This is a genomic window from Polaromonas sp., from assembly GCF_029945895.1.
Classification (GTDB): domain Bacteria; phylum Pseudomonadota; class Gammaproteobacteria; order Burkholderiales; family Burkholderiaceae_C; genus Polaromonas.
The window spans coordinates 1-24,577 of record NZ_JAQSDL010000046.1 but is presented as its reverse complement, the minus strand read 5'-3'; the positions used below and the strand labels follow the sequence as shown (position 1 = coordinate 24,577).

24 protein-coding genes, 1 tRNA gene and 1 pseudogene are annotated in these 24,577 nt (G+C 62.1%); 1 reads left to right on the top strand and 25 read right to left on the bottom strand.

Features of this window, described 5'->3' with window-relative positions; all coding sequences use genetic code 11:
- Positions 1–66 precede the first annotated feature (66 nt).
- Positions 67–1,398: a Glu/Leu/Phe/Val dehydrogenase gene (locus PSV33_RS06820; protein ID WP_300560092.1), complete on the top strand. Its 1,332-nt coding sequence runs from the start codon at positions 67–69 to the stop codon at positions 1,396–1,398.
- A gap of 133 nt (positions 1,399–1,531) precedes the next feature.
- Here PSV33_RS06820 and PSV33_RS06815 read toward each other — a convergent pair whose 3' ends face one another.
- The 25 genes and pseudogenes from PSV33_RS06815 to PSV33_RS06695 form a co-directional block, all read right to left on the bottom strand.
- Positions 1,532–2,026: a DUF1178 family protein gene (locus PSV33_RS06815; protein ID WP_300560090.1), complete on the bottom strand. Its 495-nt coding sequence runs from the start codon at positions 2,024–2,026 to the stop codon at positions 1,532–1,534.
- Positions 2,027–2,033: 7 nt separating this feature from the next.
- Positions 2,034–2,657 carry an NUDIX hydrolase gene (locus tag PSV33_RS06810; protein ID WP_300560088.1) on the bottom strand — a complete coding sequence of 208 codons (624 nt, stop codon included), beginning with the start codon at positions 2,655–2,657 and terminating at the stop codon, positions 2,034–2,036.
- Positions 2,658–2,683: 26 nt separating this feature from the next.
- Positions 2,684–2,983, bottom strand: a complete 300-nt coding sequence (locus PSV33_RS06805; RefSeq protein WP_300560086.1) for a DUF2818 family protein — start codon at positions 2,981–2,983, stop codon at positions 2,684–2,686.
- The gene (gene nuoN, locus PSV33_RS06800) at positions 2,980–4,482 is read right to left on the bottom strand and encodes an NADH-quinone oxidoreductase subunit NuoN (RefSeq protein ID WP_300560085.1); all 1,503 of its coding nucleotides are present in this window, start codon (positions 4,480–4,482) and stop codon (positions 2,980–2,982) included. Before nuoN ends, PSV33_RS06805 begins: the two co-directional genes overlap by 4 nt.
- A 22-nt stretch (positions 4,483–4,504) precedes the next feature.
- On the bottom strand, positions 4,505–5,980 hold the full coding sequence (locus PSV33_RS06795) for an NADH-quinone oxidoreductase subunit M (protein ID WP_300560083.1): 1,476 nt from the start codon (positions 5,978–5,980) through the stop codon (positions 4,505–4,507).
- Positions 5,981–6,001: 21 nt separating this feature from the next.
- Positions 6,002–8,047 (bottom strand): NADH-quinone oxidoreductase subunit L, encoded by a 2,046-nt coding sequence (gene nuoL / locus PSV33_RS06790; RefSeq protein WP_300560082.1) that lies wholly within the window; start codon positions 8,045–8,047, stop codon positions 6,002–6,004.
- Positions 8,048–8,054: 7 nt separating this feature from the next.
- Positions 8,055–8,363: an NADH-quinone oxidoreductase subunit NuoK gene (nuoK, locus tag PSV33_RS06785; RefSeq protein ID WP_300518442.1), complete on the bottom strand. Its 309-nt coding sequence runs from the start codon at positions 8,361–8,363 to the stop codon at positions 8,055–8,057.
- Positions 8,360–9,004, bottom strand: a complete 645-nt coding sequence (locus PSV33_RS06780) for an NADH-quinone oxidoreductase subunit J (RefSeq protein ID WP_300560081.1) — start codon at positions 9,002–9,004, stop codon at positions 8,360–8,362. Before PSV33_RS06780 ends, nuoK begins: the two co-directional genes overlap by 4 nt.
- A gap of 41 nt (positions 9,005–9,045) precedes the next feature.
- The gene (gene nuoI / locus PSV33_RS06775; protein ID WP_300560080.1) at positions 9,046–9,543 is read right to left on the bottom strand and encodes an NADH-quinone oxidoreductase subunit NuoI; all 498 of its coding nucleotides are present in this window, start codon (positions 9,541–9,543) and stop codon (positions 9,046–9,048) included.
- 228 nt (positions 9,544–9,771) lie between these two features.
- Positions 9,772–10,851, bottom strand: coding sequence for an NADH-quinone oxidoreductase subunit NuoH (nuoH, locus tag PSV33_RS06770; protein WP_300560079.1), 1,080 nt, complete (start codon positions 10,849–10,851; stop codon positions 9,772–9,774).
- Positions 10,848–12,986, bottom strand: a complete 2,139-nt coding sequence (gene nuoG, locus PSV33_RS06765; protein WP_300560078.1) for an NADH-quinone oxidoreductase subunit NuoG — start codon at positions 12,984–12,986, stop codon at positions 10,848–10,850. The genes nuoH and nuoG overlap by 4 nt, the downstream gene beginning before the upstream one ends.
- Before the next feature lie 26 nt (positions 12,987–13,012).
- Positions 13,013–14,365 carry an NADH-quinone oxidoreductase subunit NuoF gene (gene nuoF, locus PSV33_RS06760; protein WP_300560077.1) on the bottom strand — a complete coding sequence of 451 codons (1,353 nt, stop codon included), beginning with the start codon at positions 14,363–14,365 and terminating at the stop codon, positions 13,013–13,015.
- Positions 14,366–14,367: 2 nt separating this feature from the next.
- Positions 14,368–14,889, bottom strand: coding sequence for an NADH-quinone oxidoreductase subunit NuoE (nuoE, locus tag PSV33_RS06755; protein WP_300560076.1), 522 nt, complete (start codon positions 14,887–14,889; stop codon positions 14,368–14,370).
- 6 nt (positions 14,890–14,895) lie between these two features.
- Positions 14,896–16,149: an NADH-quinone oxidoreductase subunit D gene (locus PSV33_RS06750; RefSeq protein ID WP_300560075.1), complete on the bottom strand. Its 1,254-nt coding sequence runs from the start codon at positions 16,147–16,149 to the stop codon at positions 14,896–14,898.
- A 22-nt stretch (positions 16,150–16,171) separates the two neighbouring features.
- Positions 16,172–16,783, bottom strand: a complete 612-nt coding sequence (locus tag PSV33_RS06745) for an NADH-quinone oxidoreductase subunit C (protein WP_300560074.1) — start codon at positions 16,781–16,783, stop codon at positions 16,172–16,174.
- A complete protein-coding gene (locus PSV33_RS06740) occupies positions 16,783–17,262 on the bottom strand; it encodes an NADH-quinone oxidoreductase subunit B family protein (protein ID WP_096665943.1) in 480 nt (159 codons plus the stop codon). The genes PSV33_RS06745 and PSV33_RS06740 overlap by 1 nt, the downstream gene beginning before the upstream one ends.
- A gap of 49 nt (positions 17,263–17,311) precedes the next feature.
- Positions 17,312–17,671, bottom strand: a complete 360-nt coding sequence (locus PSV33_RS06735) for an NADH-quinone oxidoreductase subunit A (RefSeq protein WP_293594538.1) — start codon at positions 17,669–17,671, stop codon at positions 17,312–17,314.
- Between the two features lie 97 nt (positions 17,672–17,768).
- Positions 17,769–17,853 (bottom strand) — tRNA-Leu (locus PSV33_RS06730).
- Between the two features lie 115 nt (positions 17,854–17,968).
- Complete coding sequence (secG, locus tag PSV33_RS06725) at positions 17,969–18,379, bottom strand: preprotein translocase subunit SecG (RefSeq protein ID WP_300560073.1); 411 nt, start codon at positions 18,377–18,379, stop codon at positions 17,969–17,971.
- A 33-nt stretch (positions 18,380–18,412) separates the two neighbouring features.
- On the bottom strand, positions 18,413–19,171 hold the full coding sequence (gene tpiA, locus PSV33_RS06720) for a triose-phosphate isomerase (RefSeq protein ID WP_300560072.1): 759 nt from the start codon (positions 19,169–19,171) through the stop codon (positions 18,413–18,415).
- Complete coding sequence (locus PSV33_RS06715; protein ID WP_300560071.1) at positions 19,168–20,169, bottom strand: NAD(P)H-quinone oxidoreductase; 1,002 nt, start codon at positions 20,167–20,169, stop codon at positions 19,168–19,170. The genes tpiA and PSV33_RS06715 overlap by 4 nt, the downstream gene beginning before the upstream one ends.
- A gap of 71 nt (positions 20,170–20,240) precedes the next feature.
- Positions 20,241–22,358 carry a polyribonucleotide nucleotidyltransferase gene (gene pnp / locus PSV33_RS06710; protein WP_300560069.1) on the bottom strand — a complete coding sequence of 706 codons (2,118 nt, stop codon included), beginning with the start codon at positions 22,356–22,358 and terminating at the stop codon, positions 20,241–20,243.
- 262 nt (positions 22,359–22,620) lie between these two features.
- Positions 22,621–22,887 carry a 30S ribosomal protein S15 gene (gene rpsO / locus PSV33_RS06705; RefSeq protein ID WP_300518408.1) on the bottom strand — a complete coding sequence of 89 codons (267 nt, stop codon included), beginning with the start codon at positions 22,885–22,887 and terminating at the stop codon, positions 22,621–22,623.
- 149 nt (positions 22,888–23,036) lie between these two features.
- A complete protein-coding gene (locus tag PSV33_RS06700) occupies positions 23,037–24,227 on the bottom strand; it encodes a pyridoxal phosphate-dependent aminotransferase (protein ID WP_300560066.1) in 1,191 nt (396 codons plus the stop codon).
- A 45-nt stretch (positions 24,228–24,272) separates the two neighbouring features.
- A pseudogene (locus PSV33_RS06695) lies at positions 24,273–24,577 on the bottom strand (branched-chain amino acid ABC transporter substrate-binding protein); the annotation flags it as partial.

The following is a 24,577-nucleotide window of genomic DNA, read 5'->3' as shown; positions in this document are numbered from 1 at the left end:
CGGCCTTGGACAGTTGGACACGGCGAGCCTAAGCTCTGCGCATTGATCTTCCACCAGGAGTTTTTGATGTCGCAAGCTTCCAGCCCCGCCCACACCCCGGGCGCCCCCGGTGCGCCCGCCCTTTTGCACCCCCTGCCCTCCTACCTGCAGGCCGACAAGCTCGGCCCCTGGGGCAATTACCTGCAGCAGGTTGACCGCGTGATTCCGCACCTGGGCAGCCTGGCGCGCTGGGCCGAGACGCTCAAGCGTCCCAAGCGCATCCTGATTGTGGATGTGCCCATCCACATGGACGACGGCACGGTGGCGCATTTTGAAGGTTACCGCGTGCAGCACAACGTCTCGCGCGGCCCCGGCAAGGGCGGTGTGCGTTTTCACCAGGATGTGACCCTGTCGGAGGTGATGGCGCTGTCGGCCTGGATGTCGATCAAGAACGCCGCGGTCAACGTGCCCTACGGCGGCGCCAAGGGCGGCATCCGCGTGGACCCGAAAAAGCTCTCGCGCGGCGAGCTTGAGCGCATGACGCGCCGCTACACCAGCGAGATCGGCATCATCATCGGCCCGAACAAGGACATCCCCGCGCCCGACGTGAATACCAATGAGCAGATCATGGCCTGGATGATGGACACCTACTCGATGAACACCGGCTCTACAGCCACCGGCGTGGTCACCGGCAAGCCGGTGGACCTGGGCGGCTCGCTGGGCCGGCGCGAAGCCACCGGCCGCGGCGTGTTCACCGTCGGCGCCGAAGCCGCCAGACACATCGGCCTGGACATCGCGACCGCCCGCGTGGCGGTGCAGGGTTTTGGCAATGTGGGCGGCGTGGCCGGCAAGCTGTTTGCCGAAGCCGGCGCGCGCATTGTGGCCGTGCAGGACCACGGCGGCACAATTTACCGTGAAGCCGGGCTTGATGTGCCCTCGCTGCTGAAACACGTGGCCGAGACCGGCAGCGTGGGCGGGTTCGCCGGCGCCGAAACCTTGGCCGATGACAAGTTCTGGGAAGTCGACTGCGAGATCCTGATCCCCGCCGCCCTGGAGCAGCAGATCACCAGGGACAATGCCGGGCGCATCAAGGCACGCATGATCATCGAAGGCGCCAATGGGCCCACCACCCCTGAAGCCGACGACATCCTGCAGGACCGCAATGTGCTGGTGCTGCCCGACGTGATTGCCAACGCTGGCGGTGTGACCGTCAGTTATTTCGAATGGGTGCAGGATTTTTCGAGCTTCTTCTGGGACGAAGCCGAAATCAACGCGCGCCTGGTGCGCATCATGAAGGAAGCCTTCGCCGGCGTCTGGCAGGTGGCGCAGGACCACAAGGTCAGCCTGCGCACCGCGACGTTTATCGTCGCCTGCAAACGCATTCTGCATACCCGCGAGCTGCGCGGTCTGTATCCTTGATCAGCAGACCACTACTTCTGGCGCCCAAGTCACGCAGGGACCGCGGGTCTGGCTTCGCCAGGCCGCCGGCGTAGCGGCCCCCTCGGGAGGCAGGAAGCTACACGCAGTGAGCAACCGGGGGGGGGCACTCTGTCTACTGCAGCGTTTCGTTGATGGCCGCAGGCAAAGGCATCACGTCAATGCCCTCCTCCAGCAACTCGACCGCTTCCGCCCGGCTGGCCTGGCCGCGGATGCTGCGCTGCTCGGCGTCGCCGTAAAACATGGCACGCGCCTCGTCGGCGAAACGTTCACCGACGTCCTCGGTGTTGGCCATCACGTGGCGCAAGGCCTTCAGAAACTCGGCCTGCACGGCCGGGCTAGCGGCGCCAGCCATCACCTCATGCACCGGGCCGCCGGCCGGCGCGGCCGCAGGCACGGACAGCTCACGCGAAGGTGAAGCCGCTGCCGGATCCCCGCCCGCGCCGCCCAGATTGAGCCGGGGGGCGCTGGGCATTTTCCGTACGACCGGGTCGGCGCACAGCGGACAGCTCACGAGTCCGCGCGCCAGCTGACTTTGAAAATCATCTTCCGACGCAAACCAGCCCTCAAAGGCGTGCTGGTGCGAACACTGCAGGTTGAGGACTTTCATGGGGAGATTATCGGCCTGACGCCCAGGGCGCGGCGGTCTGCCAGTCCAAAGCCCATGCACCCGACAGCACGTTCTGCAGCCACAAGGCGCCGGTCAGTGTCTTGCCGTCGGTGACACGGCCGTCGCGGCACCATTGCAGCAGTTCGGCCGGCGTGGCGGTGAACACGTCGAGAAACTCGCCCGCGTCGAGCTTGCGCTCCCCCAGGGTCAGGTTTCTGGCAAACCAGATGTCGATGAACTCGGTCGAGTAGGAAATCACCGGGTGCATCACACCCGCATGGGCCCAGGAAGCCGCGCTGTAACCGGTTTCCTCCAGCAACTCGCGTTGCGCGCAGGCCAGCGGTTGCTCGCCGGCATCGAGTTTGCCGGCGGGAAACTCCAGCATCACGGCCTGCACCGGGTAGCGGTATTGGCGCTCCAGCACCAGGCGGCCGTCGGCGAGCTGGGCAATGATCATGACCGCGCCCGGATGGCGCACATATTCACGCGACGCTTCGCGCCCGTCCGGCAAGCGGACCGTGTCGCGAAAAGCGTGGAGGAAATGGCCGTGCAACAGCTCCTGGCTGTGGACCTTGTGCTCGATCAGATGGCTGTCGGCCGGATCATTCGGCTCGGCGGGATGCACAGGCATGTCGGAGGACCGGACGGACGCCGCGTTCAACGATGTTTGAACAGGTAACGAAACACGAAGCCCGGAAAGGCAAAGGTGATGAACAGGGTGGCGGTGATCGCGTAGAACTCCCAGCCTTGCGGCGCAATCTGTCCGGCGCGCTGTTCCAGCAGCAGCGCGATACCACCCACCACGAAATACCAGAACACCATCTCGGCAAGACGCACTGCCAGGTTCTTGGGGTTCTTCAGCAGGTAAACCAGCAGCACGCGGTTGCTGATGAAAGGCAAATTGGCGGCCAGCAGGGCCAGCGCCACCACCAGCCATACCGAGACAGTCTGGTTCATGCCCCGAGGGACTTCACAACGCTGGCAATCGCCTGCTGACAAAGCGTCATCAGGCCGCCGGGCATGACGCCCAGCAGCAGTACCAGCGCGCCGTTGATGGACAGCACCACGCGGGCGTCAAGCGGGGCCACGATGGCCATGGGCATGCCGACGTTGGGTGCATCAAAATACATCACCTTGACGACACGCAGGTAATAGAAAGCACCTACCAGTGACATCAGCACCGCAAAAACCGCCAGCACGATGTAGCTGGTCTGCTGCGAGGACACCAGCGCCTGCAGCACCCCAAGTTTCGCGTAGAAACCAACCACAGGCGGCACACCGGCCAGCGAGAACATGCTGATGGCCATGACGCCGGCAAACAGCGGGCTGCGCTGGTTCAGGCCGGCCAGGTCAGTGATTTCCTCGGACTCGTGGCCGGCGCGCGCCAGCAGCAGGATGATGCCGAACACCGCGAGTGTGGTCAGCACATAGGTGACAACGTAGAACATGGCCGCGCCGTAGGCGTATTCGGCATTGAGCGGCCTGCCGGGAACCACAGCGGCCAGCAGCGCCAGCAGCAGGAAACCCATTTGCGAGATGGTGGAGAACGCCAGCATGCGCTTGAGGTTGGTCTGTGCCACCGCCGCCAGATTTCCCACCAGCAGGGAACCGATCGCCATCAGCGCCAGCATCTGCTGCCAGTCGATGGCCAGCGGCAACAGGCCTTGCACCAGCAGGCGGATGCAGATGGCAAAGGCGGCAAACTGCGGTGCCGCACCAATCAGCAGCGTGATGGCCGTGGGGGCGCCCTGGTACACGTCGGGCAGCCACATGTGAAACGGCACGGCACCGAGCTTGAAAGCCAGGCCGGCCACGATGAACACCAGGCCGAACACCAGCACCTGGTGGTTCACCTGGCGGCTGGCAATGGCCCGGTAAACCTCATTGACGTCCAGCGAACCGGTGGCGCCATACATCATGGACAGGCCGTAAAGCAGGAAGCCCGAGGCCATGGCACTGAGCACAAAGTATTTCATCGCGGCTTCGGTCGCCGTTGCATTGTCGCGGCGCAGCGCCACCAGGGCGTAGCTGGACAGCGTCATCAGTTCCAGGCCCATGTAGAGCACCAGGAAGTTGTTGCCGGAGACCATCACGAAAATGCCGAGCAGGGCAAACAGGCCCAGCGTGAACAACTCACCGCCGCGCAGCATGTCACGGTCTGCCGCATAAGCACGGCCATACACCAGGGTGACCATCATCGCGATCGAGGCGAAACACTTGAGCCAGTTGCCCATGGGGTCGCTCACCACCATGTTGCCGAAGCCGTAGAAGGTGTTGCCCTTGACGGCGTACACGGCCTCCAGTGCAGCCACGGCAGCCAGCGTCAGCAGGGTCAGCACATAAGTCAGGGTACGCTGCGGACTTTTCACGCCGAGGTCGACCAGTGCGATCACGCAGGCCATGACCAGGAGCACGATTTCCGGGTAGACCGAGAGCCAACTGAGTTTGTCAATCATCTGGATTCTTTGAAATGGTTGCTTATTGCAGTTTGGAAGCCGCGACGTGTTTGAGCAGGTCGATGACCGAGCTGTCCATCACGTCGGTGAAGGGCTTGGGATAGACACCCATGAACAACACGGCAATGGCGAGCAGGGCCAGCATCAGGAATTCGCGGCTGTTGATGTCGGTCAGGCCTTTGACATCGTCGTTGGCGACCGGTCCGAGGTAGACGCGCTTGAACATCCACAGTGTGTAGGCCGCGCCGAAAATCAATGCCGACGCGGCGGCCGCGCCAATCCAGAAGTTGAACCTGACCGCACCCAGGATGACCATCCATTCGCCGACAAATCCGGCCGTGGCGGGCAGGCCGCAGTTGGCCATCGCAAACAGCAGGGCAAAGGCCGTGAACTTGGGCATGGTGTTGACCACGCCGCCGTAGCTGGCGATTTCGCGCGAATGCACACGGTCGTACAACACGCCAATACACAGGAACATGGCGGCGGAGACAAAGCCGTGCGCAATCATCTGCACAATGCCGCCGGACACGCCGATGTCGTTGAAGATGAAAAAGCCCAGGGTGACAAAACCCATGTGCGCCACCGACGAATAAGCCACCAGTTTTTTCATGTCCCGCTGGACCATGGCCACCAGGCCGACGTAAATCACGGCGATCAGCGACAGGGCAATCATGAGGCCGGCCCATTCGCGCGCAGCGTCAGGGGCAATCGGCAGCGAAAACCGCAGGAAGCCATAAGCGCCAAGCTTGAGCATGATGGCTGCCAGCACCGCCGAGCCGCCGGTAGGCGCCTCGACGTGCACGTCGGGCAGCCAGGTGTGGACCGGCCACATCGGCACCTTCACGGCAAACGCCGCCAGGAAAGCGAAGAACAGCAAGGTCTGCGCGGTGGCGCCCAAAGGCAGCTTGTACCAGGCAGCAAGGTCAAAACTGCCACCCGATTTGACGTACAGGAAGATCAGCGCGACCAACATGAGCAATGAGCCAAGCAGCGTGTACAGAAAGAACTTGAAGGCGGCGTAAATCTTCCTTGGGCCGCCCCAGACGCCGATGATCAGATACATCGGGATCAGCGTGGCTTCAAAGAACACGTAAAACAGCATGCCGTCGAGCGCTGCGAACACACCAATCATCAGGCCGCTGAGGATCAGGAAGGCGGCCATGTACTGGTTGACGCGGCTGGTGATCGACTCCCAGCTGGCGATGACAACCACGACGTTGATGAAAGCCGTCAGCAACACAAACCACAGGGAGATGCCGTCCACGCCAAGGTGGTAGTTGATGTTGAAACGCTCAATCCACGAGGCCTTCTCGACAAACTGCATCGCCGACGTGCCGATTTCGAAACCGCCGTACAGGGGAAGGGTCACAAGGAAACTGACGATGGCACCGATCAGCGCGATCCAGCGCACGCTGCGCGCCTGGTCGTCACGTCCGAGGGCCAGCAGGATGACGCCGAAAAAGATCGGCGTCCAGATGGCAAGGCTCAACAATCCCATTTTTATTATTCCCCTTGTCGCTTATTTGCTGAGCAGTTCTTTGATCATCGGCCAGGTCGAGAAATAGCTGACCAGGATGAAGATGCCGACGATCATGGCCAGCGCGTAGTGGTAGATGTAGCCGGTCTGCACCTTGCGCACCACACCCGAGACCCAGCCGACCAGTTTCCAGGAACCGTTGACCAGCGCGCCGTCGATCAGCTTCTCATCGCCGCCCTTCCACAGGCCCACACCCAGGGCGCGTGCACCACGTGCGAGAACGTTCTCATTGAACCAGTCCAGGTAGTACTTGTTTTCGAGCAGCGTGTAAAGGGGCTCGACACGGCGCTTGATGGCCGCCGGCAGGGCCGGGTTGACCATGTACATGTAATACGCCATGGCCACACCGGCAAGTGCCAGCCAGAACGGTGCGGTCATGAGTCCATGCAAGGCCATTTGCGCCGGGCCATGGAACATTTCCGCGAGTTCGGCCATGGCCGGGTGTTTTTCGGCATTGACGATGATGGCGTCTTTCAGGAAGTCGCCAAACAGCATGGCGTCAATGCTCATGAAACCGATGACCACCGAAGGGATGGCGAGCAGAACCAGCGGCGCGGTCACCACCCAGGGCGACTCGTGCGGTGCGTGCGATCCGTGATGCGCGTCATGGCCATGGTCGTCGTCGTGGTGCGCATCGGGGTTCTGGTCAAACCGTTCCTTGCCGTGAAACACCAGGAAATACATGCGGAAGGAATAAAAAGCCGTGACGAACACGCCGGCGAGCACCGCGAAATAGGCAAACCCCGCGCCGGGCAAATGGCTTGCATGCACTGCCTCGATGATGCTGTCCTTGGAGTAAAAACCAGCAAACAGCGGCGTACCGATCAGGGCCAACGAGCCAAGCAGCGCGGTGATCCAGGTGATGGGCATGTACTTGCGCAGGCCGCCCATCCAGCGAATGTCCTGGTTGTGGTGCACACCCATGATGACGGAACCCGCCGCCAGGAACAGCAGCGCCTTGAAGAAGGCGTGGGTCATCAGGTGGAAGACGGCCACCGAGTAGGCCGAGGCGCCCAGCGCCACCGTCATGTAGCCGAGTTGCGACAGGGTTGAATAGGCCACCACGCGCTTGATGTCGTTCTGGATGATGCCCAGGAAACCCATGAACAGGGCCGTGATGGCGCCTATCACCATGATGAAGCTCAGCGCGGTGTCGCTCAGCTCGAACAGCGGCGACATGCGGGCCACCATGAAGATGCCGGCCGTGACCATGGTGGCGGCGTGGATCAGCGCGGAAATCGGCGTCGGGCCTTCCATGGAGTCGGGCAGCCAGACATGCAGCGGAAACTGGGCCGATTTGCCCATGGCGCCGATGAACAGGCAGATGCAGATCACGGTGATCAGCATCCAGTCGGTGCCAGGGAAGCCGAGCTTGGCTATGTCGCCCGACTTGGCGAACACCTCGGTGTAATTGAGCGTGCCGGCATAGGCCGCCAGCAGGCCGATGCCGAGGATGAAACCAAAGTCGCCGACGCGGTTGACCAGGAAGGCCTTCATGTTGGCGAAGATGGCTGTCGGCTTGTTGAACCAGAATCCGATCAGGAGGTAAGACACCAGGCCCACGGCCTCCCAGCCGAAGAACAGCTGCAGCAGGTTGTTGCTCATCACCAGCATCAGCATGGAGAAGGTGAACAGCGAGATGTAGGCGAAAAAGCGGTTGTAGCCTTCGTCTTCTTCCATGTAGCCGATGGTGTAGATGTGCACCATCAGCGAGACAAAGGTCACGACACACATCATCATGGCCGTCAAGCCGTCCACGAGGAAGCCGACTTCCATCTTCAGGCCGCCAACGACCATCCAGGTGTAAAGGGTTTCATTGAACCGCGCACCGTCGATCGCGACACTCTTGAGTGTCATGGCCGAGATGATGAAGGCCACCAGCACACCGGCGATGGTCAGCGTGTGCGACAGGCGCCGGCCTATCCAGTTGCCACCGAAGGTGGTGCCGAAAATGCCGGCCAGCAGCGAGCCGGCCAGGGGTGCGAGGGGAACGGCCAGCAGGGTGGCGGCGGAGAGGGTCTGACTCATGTTGTTGTTAACCCTTGAGCGTGTTGAGTTCGTCCACGTTGATGCTGGCCTTGTTGCGGAACAGCAGAACGAGAATGGCCAGTCCGATGGCCGATTCGGCGGCTGCGACGGTCAGGATGAAAAACACGAACACCTGGCCGGCCAGGTCGTTGAGGTAGTACGAGAAAGCCACAAAGTTCATGTTGACAGCCAGCAGCATGAGTTCGATCGCCATCAAAATGATGATCAGGTTCTTCCGGTTCAGGAAAATGCCGATGACCGACAGCGCAAACAGCATCGCGCCCAGTGTCAGGAAGTGTCCGAGCGAGAGCATCATGCCTTTTCCTCCGGTGCAGCAACCACGGGTGCCGCCTGCGTTGCCTTCATCTTGACCAGACTGACGCGATCGCCGCGCTTGACGCGGATCTGGTCGGCCGGGTTGGTGTTTTTGGAATCCTTGCGCGCGCGCAGGGTCAGCGCAATGGCGGCAATGATGGCCACCAGCAGAATCACTGCCGCGATTTCAAGCGGATACAGATATTCGGAATACAGCACCTTGCCGATCTCTTTGGTGTTCGAATACTGCGCGGCGGCCTGCCCTGCCAGCACCGCAGACTTGGGCGCGTCGCTCAGGCGGAACCCGCCCATCAGCACAGCAGACATTTCCAGCGTGATCAACGCACCCACGCTGGCAGCCAGCGGGAAATGTTTCCAGAAACCCTTGCGCACCCCTTCCATGTTGATGTCCAGCATCATCACGACAAAAAGAAAAAGCACCATGACGGCGCCGACATACACCAGCACCAGCGTGATGGCCAGGAATTCGGCCTTGAGCAGAATCCACAGGGCGGACGCCTGGAAGAAGGCCAGCACCAGGTACAGGGCGGCATGCACGGGATTGCGCGCCGTGATCACCCGGAATGCGGCAAACAGCAGCACCAGGGCGAAGAGATAAAAGAGACCTGTTTTAGCGTCCATGTTCTGCGAATCTTTCTTGAGCCAACAGCCGTGAGGCGGTGTCAGCGGTACTTGGCATCCGCGGCGCGGTTGGCAGCGATTTCTTTTTCGTAACGGTCACCGACAGCCAGCAGCATGTCCTTGGTGAAATACAGGTCACCGCGTTTTTCGCCGTGGTATTCGAAGATGTGTGTCTCGACGATGGAGTCCACCGGACAGCTTTCCTCGCAAAAGCCGCAGAAGATGCACTTGGTCAGGTCGATGTCGTAACGCGAGGTGCGGCGGCTGCCGTCTTCGCGCACATCCGATTCGATCGTGATGGCCATGGCCGGACAGACGGCCTCGCACAGCTTGCAGGCAATGCAGCGCTCTTCGCCGTTTTCATAACGGCGCAGCGCATGCAGGCCGCGAAAACGCGGACTCAGCGGCGTTTTTTCTTCCGGGAACTGGATCGTGATCTTGCGCTTGAACATGTACTTGCCGGTCAGGGCCATGCCCTTGAACAGCTCGGTCAGCATGAAGCTGGAAACAAAATCTTTGACGGAGGCGACGGCAGACATATCAGTTTCCTGCGAGAGTGGAGCTTGCCAGCGATGCATTCATGCAAGCAGGGGCCACGGAACCGGCTTTGCCGGGCCGCAGGCGCAGCAGCCCCATCGGGGGGCAGAGAGCGACACGAAGTGCGCGAACGTGGGGGCTCATATTTTTCCACCGGGTCGTCCCAGGGAAAAATGCGGCCCCCCCGGGGGGCAGCGCATTACACGAAGTGAAAAGCGTGGGGGCCATAATCATTTCCAGAGGCTGTACGGGGTCTGCATCCAGGCCCCGATGACCACCAGCCAGACCAGGGTCACGGGAATGAAGATCTTCCAGCCCAGACGCATGATCTGGTCATAACGGAAGCGCGGAAAGGTGGCGCGCACCCACAGGAACAGGGTGACGACCACAAAGGTCTTCAAGCCCAGCCAGATCCAGCCCGGCACCCAATTGAAGAGCGCACTGTCAATCGGCGACAGCCAGCCGCCAAGAAACAGGATCACGGTCAGGATGGAGACCAGAATCATGTTGGCGTATTCGGCCAGGAAGAACATGGCAAAGGCCATGCCCGAGTATTCGACCATGTGGCCGGCCACGATTTCGGACTCGCCCTCGACCACGTCAAACGGGTGACGGTTGGTTTCGGCCAGGCCGGCAATGAAAAACACCACAAAAATCGGCAGCAGCGGCAGCCAGTTCCAGGACAGGAAATTAAGGCCCTTGCTGGCCGCCATGCCGACGGCCTGGCCCATCACGATGTCTGTCATGTTCAGGCTGGCTGACACCATCAGCACCACCACCAGGCAAAAACCCATGGCGATTTCGTAGCTGACCATCTGCGCCGACGCCCGCATGGCGCCCAGGAAAGCGTATTTGGAGTTCGATGCCCAGCCGGCGATGATGACGCCGTACACCTCGAGCGAGGTGATGGCCATCAGGAACAGCAGGCCGGCGTTGATGTTGGCCAGGGCCACATCGGGACCGAAAGGCACCACCGCCCAGGCCGCCAGCGCCGGCATGATGGTCATGATGGGGCCCAGCACAAACAGGCCCTTGCTGGCCGCCGTTGGAATGATGATTTCCTTGGTCAGCAGCTTGAGCGCGTCGGCAATCGGTTGCAACAGGCCAAAGGGGCCGACGCGGTTCGGACCCAGGCGGATCTGGGTGAAACCGATCGCCTTGCGCTCCCACAGCGTGAGGTAGGCCACACAGCCCATCAGCGGCAGCAGCACCACGACAATCTTGATCAGGGCCCAGAGCACCGGCCAGACCGTGCCGGGCCAGATACCGCCCATCAAACCCTGGCCGAAACCGAAAATGGCGTCAATCATGCGGTGGCTCCTTCTTCGTGCGCCTGGCGCGCATCGGCCGTCAGCTGCAGCGAGGTGGCGCGACGTACCAGGCTGTCGAGCTGGTAAATGCTGGCGACAACCGGCGCCGCGCCAGCCGCCGTGAGCTTCACCGCCGCCTGCGTCGCATTTCCAAGCCGCTGCGCGGGCACCATCGCGCCGTCGGCGCCGGGAATCTGCCGCAGCACATCCTGCGAGGACTCAAAGTCAAAGCCAGGCAGACCGAGCAGGTTGGCCAGCACACGCAGCACCTTCCAGGCAGGGCGTGTTTCACCGAGCGGCTTGACCACGGCATGAAAGCTCTGCACGCGGCCTTCGGCGTTGACAAAGGTACCGGGCGTTTCAGTGAACGGTGCAATCGGCAGCAACACGTCGCTGAAATCCATGTTCGCCTTGAAGGGGCTCAGGGTCACTACCATGTGTGCGCTGCCCAATGTGGCCCTGGCCGAAGCCCCGGCCGCCGAATCGAACTCCGGCTCGTTGTTGAGCAGAATGACGGCCTTGAGCTTGCCCGCCAGCATCTGGCCGGCATCCAGACCGTTGCCCGCCGGAAACGCACCCGCCAGCTGGGCGCCCACGGTGTTGGCCGCTTCCGTGAGGTAACCGACGGTCGCGCCGGTCTGCTCGCCAATCCAGTTGGCCAGGGCCAGGAGACTGGCGGCGTTGGCGTGGTGCGCGGCAGCGTTGCCCAGCAGGATGGCCTTGCGCTCGCCGCCCTGCAGAGACTTGGCCACTGCTTTGGCAGCGTCCGTGGCCTGACCGGCGGCAGGCGCCGCCATGCCCTTGTCCGCTGCAATCGCCGCGGCCACATCAGCCAGGGCCTGCGCCCAGGCCCCCGGCTCGGCCAGGACAGCATGGGCCACGGGCATGGCCCAGGCGTCGGCCGAAGCCAATTCCGCTTCTGAATTGATAGCACTCAGCGCACAGCCCTTGCGGACAGACTGCCGAATCCGCTGTGCAAACAGCGGATGGTCCTTGCGCAGGTTGGAGCCCACGACCAGCACCCGCTGAAGATCGGACAGCGACGCAATCGAGCTGCCCAGCCAGCGCACGGAGGGGGTCGGCGCGAATTCAGCATGGCGCAGGCGGTAGTCGATGTTGTCGCTGCCCAGGCCGCGCATCAGCGAGGCCGCCAGGAACAGCTCTTCGAGTGTGCTGTGCGGGCTGGCCAGGGTGCCCACGCTGTCGGCACCGTGGTCAGTCTTGATCTGCTTGAGCCCGTTGGCAACATATTCGAGCGCGGTCTGCCAGTCCACAGCCGTCCACTGTCCGCCCTGCTTGAGCATGGGCGTGGTCAGGCGCTCGTCGCTGTTCAGGGCTTCGTACGAGAAACGATCGCGGTCGGCAATCCAGCACTCGTTGACATCTTCGTTTTCGAGCGGCACAACACGCATGACCCGGTTGTTCTTGACCTGGACAATCAGGTTGGCACCGGTCGAATCGTGCGGGCTGACCGACTTGCGGCGCGACAGCTCCCAGGTACGGGCGCTGTACCGGAAAGGCTTGCTGGTCAGCGCGCCGACCGGGCAGATGTCGATCATGTTGCCCGACAGTTCGGAGTCCACGGACATGCCGACAAAAGTCTCGATCTCGGCATGTTCACCGCGGTGCGACATGCCGAGTTCCATCACGCCGGCAACTTCCTGGCCAAAACGCACGCAGCGCGTGCAATGGATGCAGCGGCTCATCTCTTCCATCGAGATCAGCGGGCCCACGTCCTTGTGGAAAACCACGCGCTTTTCCTCCTCGTAGCGCGAACCGCTGCTGCCGTAACCGACCGCCAGATCCTGCAGCTGGCACTCGCCGCCCTGGTCGCAGATCGGGCAATCGAGCGGGTGGTTGATCAGCAGGAACTCCATCACGCCCTTCTGGGCCTTGATGGCTTTGTCGCTCTTGGTGTGCACGATCATCCCTTGCGTGACGGGCGTGGCGCAGGCCGGCATCGGCTTGGGGGCCTTTTCCACATCGACCAGGCACATGCGGCAGTTGGCCGCGATGCTGAGCTTCTTGTGGTAGCAGAAATGGGGAATGTAGGTACCGGCTTTTTCGGCCGCATGCATCACCGTGCTGCCTTCGAGCACTTCCACTTTCTGACCGTCGAGTTGGATTTCAACCATGGTGATTTTGCTTTGAGGAGGCGCTTTTATGCGTAAACCGGGACCAGGCAGGTCTTGTGGGTGATGTGATGTTCGAACTCGGCGCGAAAGTGCTTGATCATGGCGCGCACCGGCATGGCCGCAGCGTCGCCGAGCGCGCAGATGGTGCGGCCCTGGATGTTGTCGGCGATCGAATTGAGCATGTCCAGGTCGCTATCGCGGCCGTGGCCGTGTTCAATACGGTCCACCATGCGCCAGAGCCAACCCGTGCCTTCGCGGCAAGGGGTGCACTGGCCACAGCTTTCGTGCATGTAGAAGTAGGACAGGCGCAGCAGGCTCTTGACCATGCAGCGGGTCTCGTCCATCACGATCACCGCGCCGGAGCCGAGCATGGAACCGGCCTTGGCGATCGAGTCGTAGTCCATGTCGGTGGCCATCATGATGTCGGCCGGCAGCACCGGCATAGACGAGCCACCGGGAATCACCGCCTTGAGCTTGCGCCCACCGCGCATGCCGCCCGCGAGCTCGAGCAGTTTGGCAAACGGCGTGCCCATCGGGATTTCGTAGTTGCCCGGACGCTCAACATCGCCGCTGATCGTGAAAATCTTGGTGCCGCCGTTATTGGGCTTGCCACAGTCCAGATAGGCCTGGCCACCGTTTCGGATGATCCAGGGCACGGCCGCAAAGGTTTCCGTGTTGTTGATGGTGGTTGGCTTGCCATACAGGCCGAAACTTGCGGGAAACGGCGGCTTGAACCGCGGCTGGCCTTTTTTGCCCTCCAGCGATTCCAGCAAGGCGGTTTCTTCGCCGCAGATGTAGGCGCCGAATCCGTGGGCGGCATGCAGCTGGAAGCTGTAGTTGCTGCCCAGAATGTTGTCGCCCAGCAGACCGGCGGCGCGCGCTTCTTCCAGCGCCTCTTCAAACCGCCTGTAGGTGGTGAAAATTTCGCCGTGGATGTAGTTGTAGCCCACGCTGATGCCCATCGCATAGGCGGCAATCGCCATGCCTTCGATGACGATGTGCGGGTTGTATTGCATGATGTCGCGGTCTTTGGCCGTGCCCGGCTCGCCTTCGTCCGAATTGCAGACCAGGTATTTCTGGCCTGGAAACTGGCGCGGCATGAAACTCCACTTCAGACCGGTCGGGAAACCCGCGCCGCCACGGCCGCGCAGGCCACTGCCCTTGACCTCGGCGATCACCTGGTCTTGCGTCAGGCCTTCGCCGCCGTCCTTGCCCAGAATCCTGCGCAGGGCCTGGTAGCCGCCACGCGCTTCATAGTCTTTCAGGCGCCAGTTGGCACCATCGAGGCCCGCCATGATTTGCGGGTCGATATGGCGGCCGTGGAACGAGGTCTGGACGCCGGTGGCCTCGAACTGGGAAAGGATGCTGGAAGCTGACATGGTTACTTTGCCTCGGCAGATTTAAGGCCATCGATCAGCTGGTCGAGCTTGTCGTTGCTCATGAAGCTGCACATGTGCAGATCGTTGACCAGCATGACCGGTGAGTCGGCACAGGCGCCCAGACACTCGGACTGCTGCAGGGTGAACAGGCCATCTTCGGTCGTGCCGCCCATGGTCACGCCCAGTTTGTGCTCGAGATAGGACAGCGCCTGGGCGCCCTCGCGGAGCTGGCACGGCAGGTTGGTACAGACGTTGATCTTGTACTTGCCCATCGGCTTCTGGTTGTACATGTTGTAGAAGGTCGTGACCTCATGCACGGCAATTGGCGCCATGCCGAGGTAGGCGGCGACCAGCTTCTCGCTCTCCGCGCTCACATAGCCCTGCTCTTCCTGCACGATGGCCAGGCAGGCCATGACGGCCGACTGCTTCTGGTCAGCCGGGTACTTGGCGACCTCGCGGGAAAAACGGTCGAGGGCCTGTGCTGACAGCGCAGACGTGCGGGTGGGGTTGGATTCAGAAGTCATGGTTCTTCAGCGGTCAATTTCGCCAAACACAATGTCCATCGTGCCGATGACGGCGACCGCATCGGCAATCATGTGGCCTCGCGACATTTCGTCCATGGCCGCCAGGTGCGAAAAACCCGGAGGACGGATCTTCAGGCGGTACGGCTTGTTGGCCCCGTCACTGACGATGTAGATGCCGAACTCGCCCTTTGGATGCTCGACCGCGGCATAGGCTTCGCCTTCGGGCACGTGGAAGCCTTCGGTGAAGAGCTTGAAATGGTGAATCAGCTCTTCCATGTTGGACTTCATGGACTCGCGGTCGGGAGGAGCCACCTTGTGGTTGCTGGTGATCACCGGGCCGGGGTTGACGCGCAGCCAGTCGACACACTGCTTGATGATGCGGTTGGACTGGCGCATCTCCTCGATGCGGACCAGGTAACGGTCATAACAGTCGCCGGTTTTGCCGACGGGGACGTCGAAGTCCATCTGGGCGTAGACGTCGTACGGCTGCTGCTTGCGCAGGTCCCAGGCAAAACCGGAGCCCCGGAGCATCGGGCCAGTGAAGCCCAGGTTCAGCGCGCGCTCGGGTGAGACCACGCCGATGCCGACCGTGCGCTGCTTCCAGATCCGGTTGTCGGTCAGCAGGGTTTCGTACTCATCCACATAACCCGGAAACTTGTTGGCGAAGTCCTCAATGAAGTCCAGCAAGGAACCCTGGCGATTTTCGTTGAGCGCCTCGATGGCCTTGGCGTTCTTGATCTTGCTGACCTTGTACTGGGACATGGCCTCGGGCAGGTCGCGGTAAACGCCGCCCGGCCGGAAATAGGCCGCGTGCATGCGCGCACCGGAGACAGCCTCGTACATGTCGAACAGCGCCTCGCGCTCGCGGAAGCAGTAGATCAGGATGTTCATCGCGCCGCAGTCGAAACCGTGCGCGCCCAGCCAGAGCAGGTGGTTGAGCAGGCGCGTGATCTCGGAGAACATCACGCGGATGTACTGCGCGCGCACCGGCACGTCCACGCCAAGAAGTTTTTCAATGGCCAGGCAGTAGGCATGCTCGTTGGACATCATCGACACGTAGTCGAGGCGGTCCATGTAAGGCAGCGACTGGATGTAGGTCTTGCTCTCGGCGAGTTTTTCGGTGGCGCGGTGCAGCAGGCCGATGTGCGGGTCGGCACGCTGGATCACCTCGCCGTCGAGCTCGAGGACGAGGCGCAGCACACCGTGGGCTGCAGGATGCTGCGGCCCGAAATTGAGCGTGTAGTTTTTTATTTCAGCCATGGGGTATCTCTTGCCTCGCGGCTTACTGCAGTCCGCCGTAGTTGTCTTCACGGATCACGCGCGGAGTGGTTTCACGCGGCTCGATCGTCACCGGCTGGTAGATCACGCGTTTCTGCTCGGGGTCGTAACGCATCTCGACGTGGCCGGTGGTCGGGAAGTCCTTGCGGAAAGGATGGCCGATGAAGCCGTAGTCGGTCAGGATGCGGCGCAGGTCGTTGTGACCTTCAAAGATGATGCCGAACAGGTCGAACGCCTCGCGCTCGAACCAGTTGGCCGAATTCCACACCTCCGTGAGCGAGGCCACAACCGGGAAATCGTCGTCGTCGCAGAAGACCTTGAGCCGCACGCGCTGGTTCAGGCTGACCGACAGCAGGTGCGAGGCCACACAGAAACGACGGCCGTCGTAGCGGCCGTCGGCGTATTCGGAGTAGTCGATGCCGCAGAGGTCGATGAGTTGTTCAAACTGGCAGCCCGGGGTGTCGCGCAGGATCAGCGCGGCGGCAGCGTAGTCGGGCGCGGCCACAACGACCGTCAGTTCACCCAGCGCAACGCTCACGCGCCTGGCTTTTTCACCGAGGGCGGCAGCAAGCGTAGCTGCGAGTTGTTCAGCAGTAGCAGGATGCAGAGGACCCATCAAGCCCTCGCAATGGTGTTGGTGCGGCGGATTTTCTGCTGCAACTGGATGATGCCGTACAACAGCGCTTCGGCCGTCGGCGGACAGCCCGGCACGTAGACATCGACCGGCACAATGCGGTCGCAGCCGCGCACGACCGAATAACTGTAGTGGTAATAACCGCCTCCGTTGGCGCACGACCCCATGGACAGCACCCAGCGCGGCTCGGACATCTGGTCGTACACCTTGCGCAGGGCCGGGCCCATCTTGTTGCACAGCGTGCCGGCCACAATCATCAGGTCGGACTGGCGTGGGCTGGGTCGAAACAGCATGCCGAAGCGGTCGATGTCGTAACGCGCGGCACCGGCGTGCATCATCTCGACGGCGCAGCAGGCCAGGCCAAAGGTCATGGGCCAGAGCGACCCGGTCTTGGCCCAGTTGACCACCGAGTCGTAACTCGTGGTCATGAAGCCTTCATTGAAAACACCTTCTAGTGACATACCCGTCCCTTTGTGGCGGCTGCGCGGGCAGCCGCTGAGTCTTGGTGAGCTATTCCCAGTCCAGGGCGCCTTTTTTCCACTCGTAGGCAAAACCGACGACCAGAATGCCGAGGAAAATCATCATGGACCAGAAACCGACCGGACCGATTTCCTTGAGCGCCACGGCCCACGGAAACAGGAATGCGATTTCGAGGTCGAAAAGAATGAACAGGATGGCGACGAGGTAATAACGCACATCGAACTTCATGCGGGCATCTTCAAACGCCTCAAAGCCGCATTCATAAGGGGAGTTCTTTTCGCTGTCCGGCTTGTTCGGACCAAGCAGACGGCCCAGCACCTGGGGCACCACGCCGACTGCCACGCCCACCAGGATAAACAACAGGACGGGGAGGTATTGGTCGAGGTTCATCGTCGATTCAACTTCTGCAAGCCGCTTGTGCTCAATGCCGGTTTTGCCGTTCAAGGCCCTGAGCCCTGCATGCGCAGTACTGGCCAGTGCCCGTAGGTGGTGCGGACGGCGAGACTCGAACTCGCACAGCTTTCGCCACTACCCCCTCAAGATAGCGTGTCTACCAATTTCACCACGTCCGCGGTTTTTATCTGTCCGGATTGCATGAGGAACCTTGCGGTTTTTGGCTTTCCGGTCAGTCTCAGAGTTTACCCTGAATTTGTGCCGTTCCCTGAGGAGAACGGCACCTTTGTAGTGCTATTTCGTCGGGATCTGACCTGCACCCGAAGCTGCTGGCGCCGGCGGCACCGCCACTGCACCGGCTGTCGGTGCAGGGCTTGCCGTACCGGGGATCTGACCCGCGCCAGTAGGAGGCGGCGCGGGCGCAGTGATGGCTGCACCTTCCAGCACGCTGGTGCCGGTCTGCGGGCGCGCGTTGCCGAAGTAGGCCAGCAGCAGGGTGCACGCAAAAAACACGGCCGCCAGGACGGCCGTCGTGCGCGACAGGAAGTTGGCACTGCCGCTGGCGCCAAACAGGCTGCCGGAACCGCCGCTGCCAAAAGCCGCTCCCATGTCGGCGCCCTTGCCGTGCTGCACGAGGATCAGGCCAATCATGCCCAGCGCGGTGAGCATCTGGATCGCCAGGACAATGGTTAACAAAACGTTCATGTTTACTCCTAATTAAATAGCATGCTCCGCCCGTCAGACGGCGGTTGCAGCAATAATCGTCAAAAAATCGGGGGCCTTGAGCGACGCGCCGCCGATCAGGCCGCCGTCGATATCAGGCTGGCTCAGCAGCGTTGCGGCATTGGCCGCATTCATGCTCCCGCCGTACAGAATTTTCACGCGCGCGGACTGGTCCGTCGCCGCCTTGAGCTGAGCCCTGAGCACCGCGTGCACGGCCTGCGCCTGCTCGGGCGTCGCGGTCCTGCCGGTGCCTATCGCCCAGACGGGTTCATACGCCACGACGATCTCGCTGATGCAATGGCCGTTGGCATGAATCACCGCTGCCAGCTGGCGCTTGACGACGCTCTCGGTCTGCCCTGCTTCGCGTTCCGCCAGCGTCTCGCCGACACAGACAATCGGCGTGATGCCCGCTGCCAGCGCCTGCTGCGCTTTTTCGGCCACCAGTGCATCGGTCTCGAAGTGGTACTGGCGGCGCTCCGAATGGCCGACGATGGCGTAACGGCAGCCGAAGTCCTTCAGCATGGACGCGCTGACTTCACCGGTGTAAGCCCCGGAGACCTTGGCCGAAACGTCCTGCGCCCCCAGATCAATGGCAGCCAATGCCGGCAAGGCCTGAGCCAGCGCCTGGAACTGCGCCAGGTACGGCGCCGGAACACACACCGCCACCGCGCAACCCGGCTGCGCGGGCAAACCGGCCGCCAGCGCCTGCAGCAAGGCTTCGTTGGCAGCCAGGCCGCCGTTCATCTTCCAGTTTCCTGCGATGAGTTTTTTCATGTTGCGGGTGCCTGCCAGGTCAGAACGATTTTGCCGATGTGCTGGTTCGACTCCATGAGCGCATGCGCCTGGGCGGCATCGGCCGCGGCAAAGGTGCTGTGGATCACGGGCTTGATCGCACCGCCGGCAATCAGCGGCCAGACCTTGTCCCGCAAGGCCGTGGCAATCGCAGCCTTGAACTCAATGGAACGCGGCCGAAGGGTCGAACCGGTGATGGTCAGGCGTTTGCGCAACACCAGGCCCGCATTGAACTCGGCCTTCAGACCGCCCTGCACTGCAATGATCACCAGACGGCCGTCTTCGGCGAGGCACTCGACCTCACGCACCACGTAGCTGCCGGCAACCATGTCGAGAATGACATGGACACCCTGGCCGGCCGTGAGCTTCTTGACTTCTTCGACAAAGTCGCTGGTCTTGTAGTTGATCGCGTGGTCGGCACCAAGGGCCACGCAGGCGGCGCACTTGTCGTCGCTGCCGGCCGTGACCAGCACCGTGGCGCCCAGCGCCTTGGCCATCTGGATGGCCGTCACGCCGATGCCGCTGGAGCCGCCCTGAATCAGCAGGGTTTCGCCCTTCTGCAGACGCACCCGGTCGAACACATTGCTCCAGACGGTAAAAAATGTTTCGGGCAGCGAAGCTGCCTCGATGTCGCTGAGGCCCGCCGGAACCGGCAGACATTGGCCCACCGGCGCCACGCACAATTCGGCGTAACCGCCGCCGGCCACCAGCGCGCAGACACGGTCGCCCACGTTCAGCCTGGCCTGCGCCATGGCCTGGGCATCGCCGCTGACGATGGTCCCCGCCACTTCCAGCCCCGGAATATCCGACGCCCCGGGCGGCACCGGGTAGTTGCCGGTGCGCTGCAGGACATCGGGGCGGTTCACACCCGACGCAGCAACACGGATCAGCAATTCGCCGGGACCGGCAACCGGATCGGGCCGCTCGCCCAGGCGCAGAACCTCAGGCGCCCCAAAAGTGGTGATTTCGACTGCTTTCATGGATTTTCCAGATCATTTGTGGCTGCAGCCCACGTTGGACGTGCACCGACAGCTACAAAATCAATAGCAGATCAGCCCTGATCCTGCCCTTGGGCCGGACGATCCAGCAGCGCCTTCATGGACAGTTTGACGCGGCCTTTTTCGTCGGTTTCCAGAACCTTGACCTTGACGATCTGGCCTTCGCTCAGGTAGTCGCTCACGCGCTCGACGCGTTCGTGGGCGATCTGGCTGATGTGCAGCAGGCCGTCCTTGCCGGGCAACAGGTTGACCAGCGCACCGAAGTCGAGGATCTTGGTGACCGCGCCTTCGTAGACCTTGCCGATTTCGACTTCGGCGGTGATCTCGGCGATGCGGCGCTTGGCTTCGTCGGCCTTGACGCTGTCGTTCGACGCGATGGTGATGGTGCCGTCTTCCTCGATGTTGATCTGCGTGCCGGTTTCTTCGGTCAGCGCACGGATCACGGCGCCGCCCTTGCCGATCACGTCACGGATTTTCTCGGGGTTGATCTTCATGACATACAGGCGCGGAGCGAAGTCCGAAACCTCGGCCTTGGCTTCGCCCATGGCTTCCTGCATCTTGCCCAGGATGTGCATGCGGGCTTCCTTGGCCTGGGCCAATGCGACCTGCATGATTTCTTTCGTGATGCCCTGGATCTTGATGTCCATCTGCAGCGCGGTGATGCCGCCGGTGGTACCGGCCACTTTGAAGTCCATGTCGCCCAGGTGATCTTCGTCGCCCAGGATGTCGGTCAGCACCGCAAAGCGGTTGTCTTCCTTGATCAAACCCATGGCGATGCCGGCCACGTGGGCCTTCATCGGCACACCGGCGTCCATCAGCGACAGGCAGCCGCCGCAGACGGAGGCCATCGACGACGAGCCGTTGGACTCGGTGATCTCGCTCACGACACGCATGGTGTACGGGAACTCTTCCTTGGTCGGCAGCACGGCGATCAGCGCGCGCTTGGCGAGGCGGCCGTGGCCGATTTCGCGGCGTTTCGGGCTGCCCACACGGCCGGTTTCGCCGGTGGCGAACGGAGGCATGTTGTAGTGCAGCATGAAGCGGTCTTCGTAGTCGCCCGACAAGGCATCAATGCGCTGTGCATCGCGCTCGGTGCCCAGCGTGGTGATCACCAGCGCCTGGGTCTCGCCGCGCGTGAACAGGGCGGAACCGTGGGTGCGGGGCAAGACGCTGTTGCGGATCTCGATGGGGCGCACGGTGCGTGTGTCGCGGCCGTCGATACGCGGGTCGCCGGCCAGGATCTGGCTGCGCACGATTTTGGCTTCAATGTCGAAAAGCATGCCGTCCACAGCCACGCTGTCGAATTCGACGCCCTCGGCCTTCAGGCCCATCTTGGTCCAGGTGGTCACTTCACGCGTGGCGTGGGTGCGGGCCTGCTTGTTGCGGATCTGGTAGGCAGCCACCAGCTTCTCTTCGGCCAGCGCAACCACCTTGGCAATCAGAACCTCGTCCTTGGCAGGCGCACGCCAGTCCCAGACCGGCTTGCCGGCATCACGAACGAGTTCGTGGATCGCGTTGATGGCGATGTTGCCCTGCTCATGGCCAAACACGATGGCGCCGAGCATGATTTCTTCAGACAGTTGTTTGGCTTCGGACTCGACCATCAGCACGGCGGCTTCGGTACCGGCCACAACCAGGTCCATGCTGGAGTCCTTGAGCTGGGTCTTGCCAGGGTTCAGCACGTACTGGCCATCAATGTAGGCCACGCGGGCGGCGCCGATCGGGCCGTTGAACGGAATGCCGGAAATGGCCAGCGCGGCACTGGAAGCGATCAGCGCAGGAATGTCGCCTTCGATTTCAGGATTGAGCGAAAGCACATGGATCACGACCTGCACTTCGTTGAAGAAGCCTTCAGGAAACAGCGGTCGGATCGGGCGGTCGATCAGGCGCGAGGTCAGCGTCTCGAACTCGCTGGGACGGCCTTCACGCTTGAAAAAGCTGCCGGGAATACGGCCGGCGGCATAGGTCTTTTCAAGGTAGTCAACGGTCAGGGGGAAAAAGTCCTGGCCTGGCTTGGCGTCGGCTTTGGCGACCACGGTGGCCAGCACCACAGTGCCATCCATATCCAGCAACACGGCGCCGCCTGACTGGCGTGCAACTTCGCCGGTTTCCATCGTGACCTTGTGCTGGCCCCACTGGAAGGATTTGGTGACTTTGTTGAAAATGCTCATGGTTTATCTCCACTAGTTTCAAGCACTTGAGGCAGTGCAGGAGCCCGGAGGGGTGGCTGGCAGAACACGATGCCATTCCACAAAATGCCTGCAACAACAGGTCTTTTCTTGTGGAATGACACAGCGCGTGATCGTTTTGCCTTGCTCCGAAGTCAATCATCGGCGCCGATGGCGCTTCTGAAATTGTTTTTTTTCCGCTATTTGAAGTGCAAAACGCCTGAGCTAGTGAACTAACTCAGGCGCTTTTTGTTGGGTTTACCGCTTATTTGCGCAGGCCAAGTTTGGCGATCAGTGCAACATAACGGGCCGCGTCCCTGGACTTCAGGTAGTCCAGCAGCTTGCGGCGGCGGCTCACCATGCGCAGCAGGCCACGGCGACCGTGGTGGTCCTTGGCGTGGGTCTTGAAATGGGGCATCAGTTCATTGATGCGGCCGGTCAGCAGGGCCACTTGAACTTCAGGGCTGCCGGTGTCGCCGGCGGCGCGTGCGTTGGCCTGAACGATGTCGGCCTTGATGGATTTCGCGATCATGGATTTTCCTTGAAATGACTTGCGAGCGGTACAGTGTTCCCGACGTGGGAGTTGACCATGGCCGCCGTGTTCTGCGAGGTGCTGTTTCATGAATGAAAAAGCACGCTTTTGGGCAGAGCCTTGGATTATAGCCCAGTCTCCGGCCCGGTTCAGGCGCCCGGCAGCCAGCGGGCCAGGCGCTCCACCCCCTGCTCCAGCCTGGCGACGTCCCGGCTCGCAAAACACCAGCGCAGCCAGCCCTGGGCCTCGGTCGCCGGATTGACCATGAAGGCATTGCCGGGGGCCAGCCCGAGGCCGGCCTCCACCACCAGCCGTTTCGCCGTGGCCAGCGAGTCGCCGAAGCGCGCCTGGTCCGACAGCCTGAAAAACGCATACATGCCGCCCCGGGCCGGCGCCACTTCCACGCCCGGCGGGGCCTGCAGTAGCGGCACCAGCGTGTCGCGGCAGGTTTTCAGGTGGGCCACCAGCTGAGGCGTGACGTCATCGGTTCTTGCCAGCGCCACGAGGGCGGCCCGCTGGACGAATACCGGGGCGCACGAGGTATTGAACTCCACCAGCTTGCCCATGTGCGGCGTCATGCCGGGCGGCATCACCAGCCAGCCCAGGCGCCAGCCGGTCATCAGAAAGCTCTTGGAAAAACTGTGCACGACGACCACCCGGTCGTCCGGGGTCGCAATGTCCAGGAAACTCGGCGCGCAGCCGTTCTCGGCAGGTTCGTAATAAAGCCGCTCGTACACCTCGTCGGCCAGAATCCAGGTGCCGGTTCGGCGGCAGTGCGCGAGCAAGGCCTCCTGCTCGGCGCGGCTCAGGGTCCAGCCGGTCGGGTTGTTCGGTGCGTTGACGATCAGGAGCCTGGTCTGCGGTGTGATCGCGGCCAGCAATTCGTCCATATCGAGTTGCCACTGGCCGGCCACCGGCCGCAGGCTCACGCAGCGAAGCCTCGCACCCATGATCAGCGGCTGCGCGGTCAGGTTGGGCCAGACCGGCGTGACCGCCACCACTTCATCGCCGGCATCGATCAGCGCCTGCATGGCCAGCATCAGCGCGTTCACGCCACCCGAGGTGACGGCAATGCGGTCCGCATCAATCACTGCCGCGCCGGCGCAGCGCAAGCCCGTGGCGTAACGTGCAATCGCTTCGCGCAGTTCCGGCAGACCCAGGTTGTGCGCGTAGAAAGTTTCGCCTTGCTGCAGCGAGGCGATGGCGGCGTCGCGGATGAAGGCGGGGGTGACCTCGTCACTTTCACCAAACCAGAACCTGAGCACATCGCTGCGCCCCATGCCGGCATTGGCTACCTGGCGGATCATTGATTCTTCAAGGTCTAAAACGGCTTGTCTCATGCGTGTCTTTCAGCGTTGGGGTCGGGACGGGTGACGGCCTGCGGTTCAGGGCCGCTGCATCCTGCAGCTGTGCGGCTGGCTGGAGCGCGCCGCATCAATGGTCTTGATCACGCGAAAGCCGTAACCCGAGCCCTCCACATCGAACCTGACGCCGGGCGCACCCTGCTTGTCCATCACGGCCACCAGCAGCGGCTGCTGGAACTGGTGGTCGGCGCCGCGCATCACGCCCTTGTGGCCGGCAAACAGCACCGTCGCCTTTTCCAGCTGCGCGGCGACGGCGGCGGATTCCACCGTACGGGCTTTTTCGATGCTCTGCGCCAGGGCTTCAACCATCAGCTGCATGCGCATGT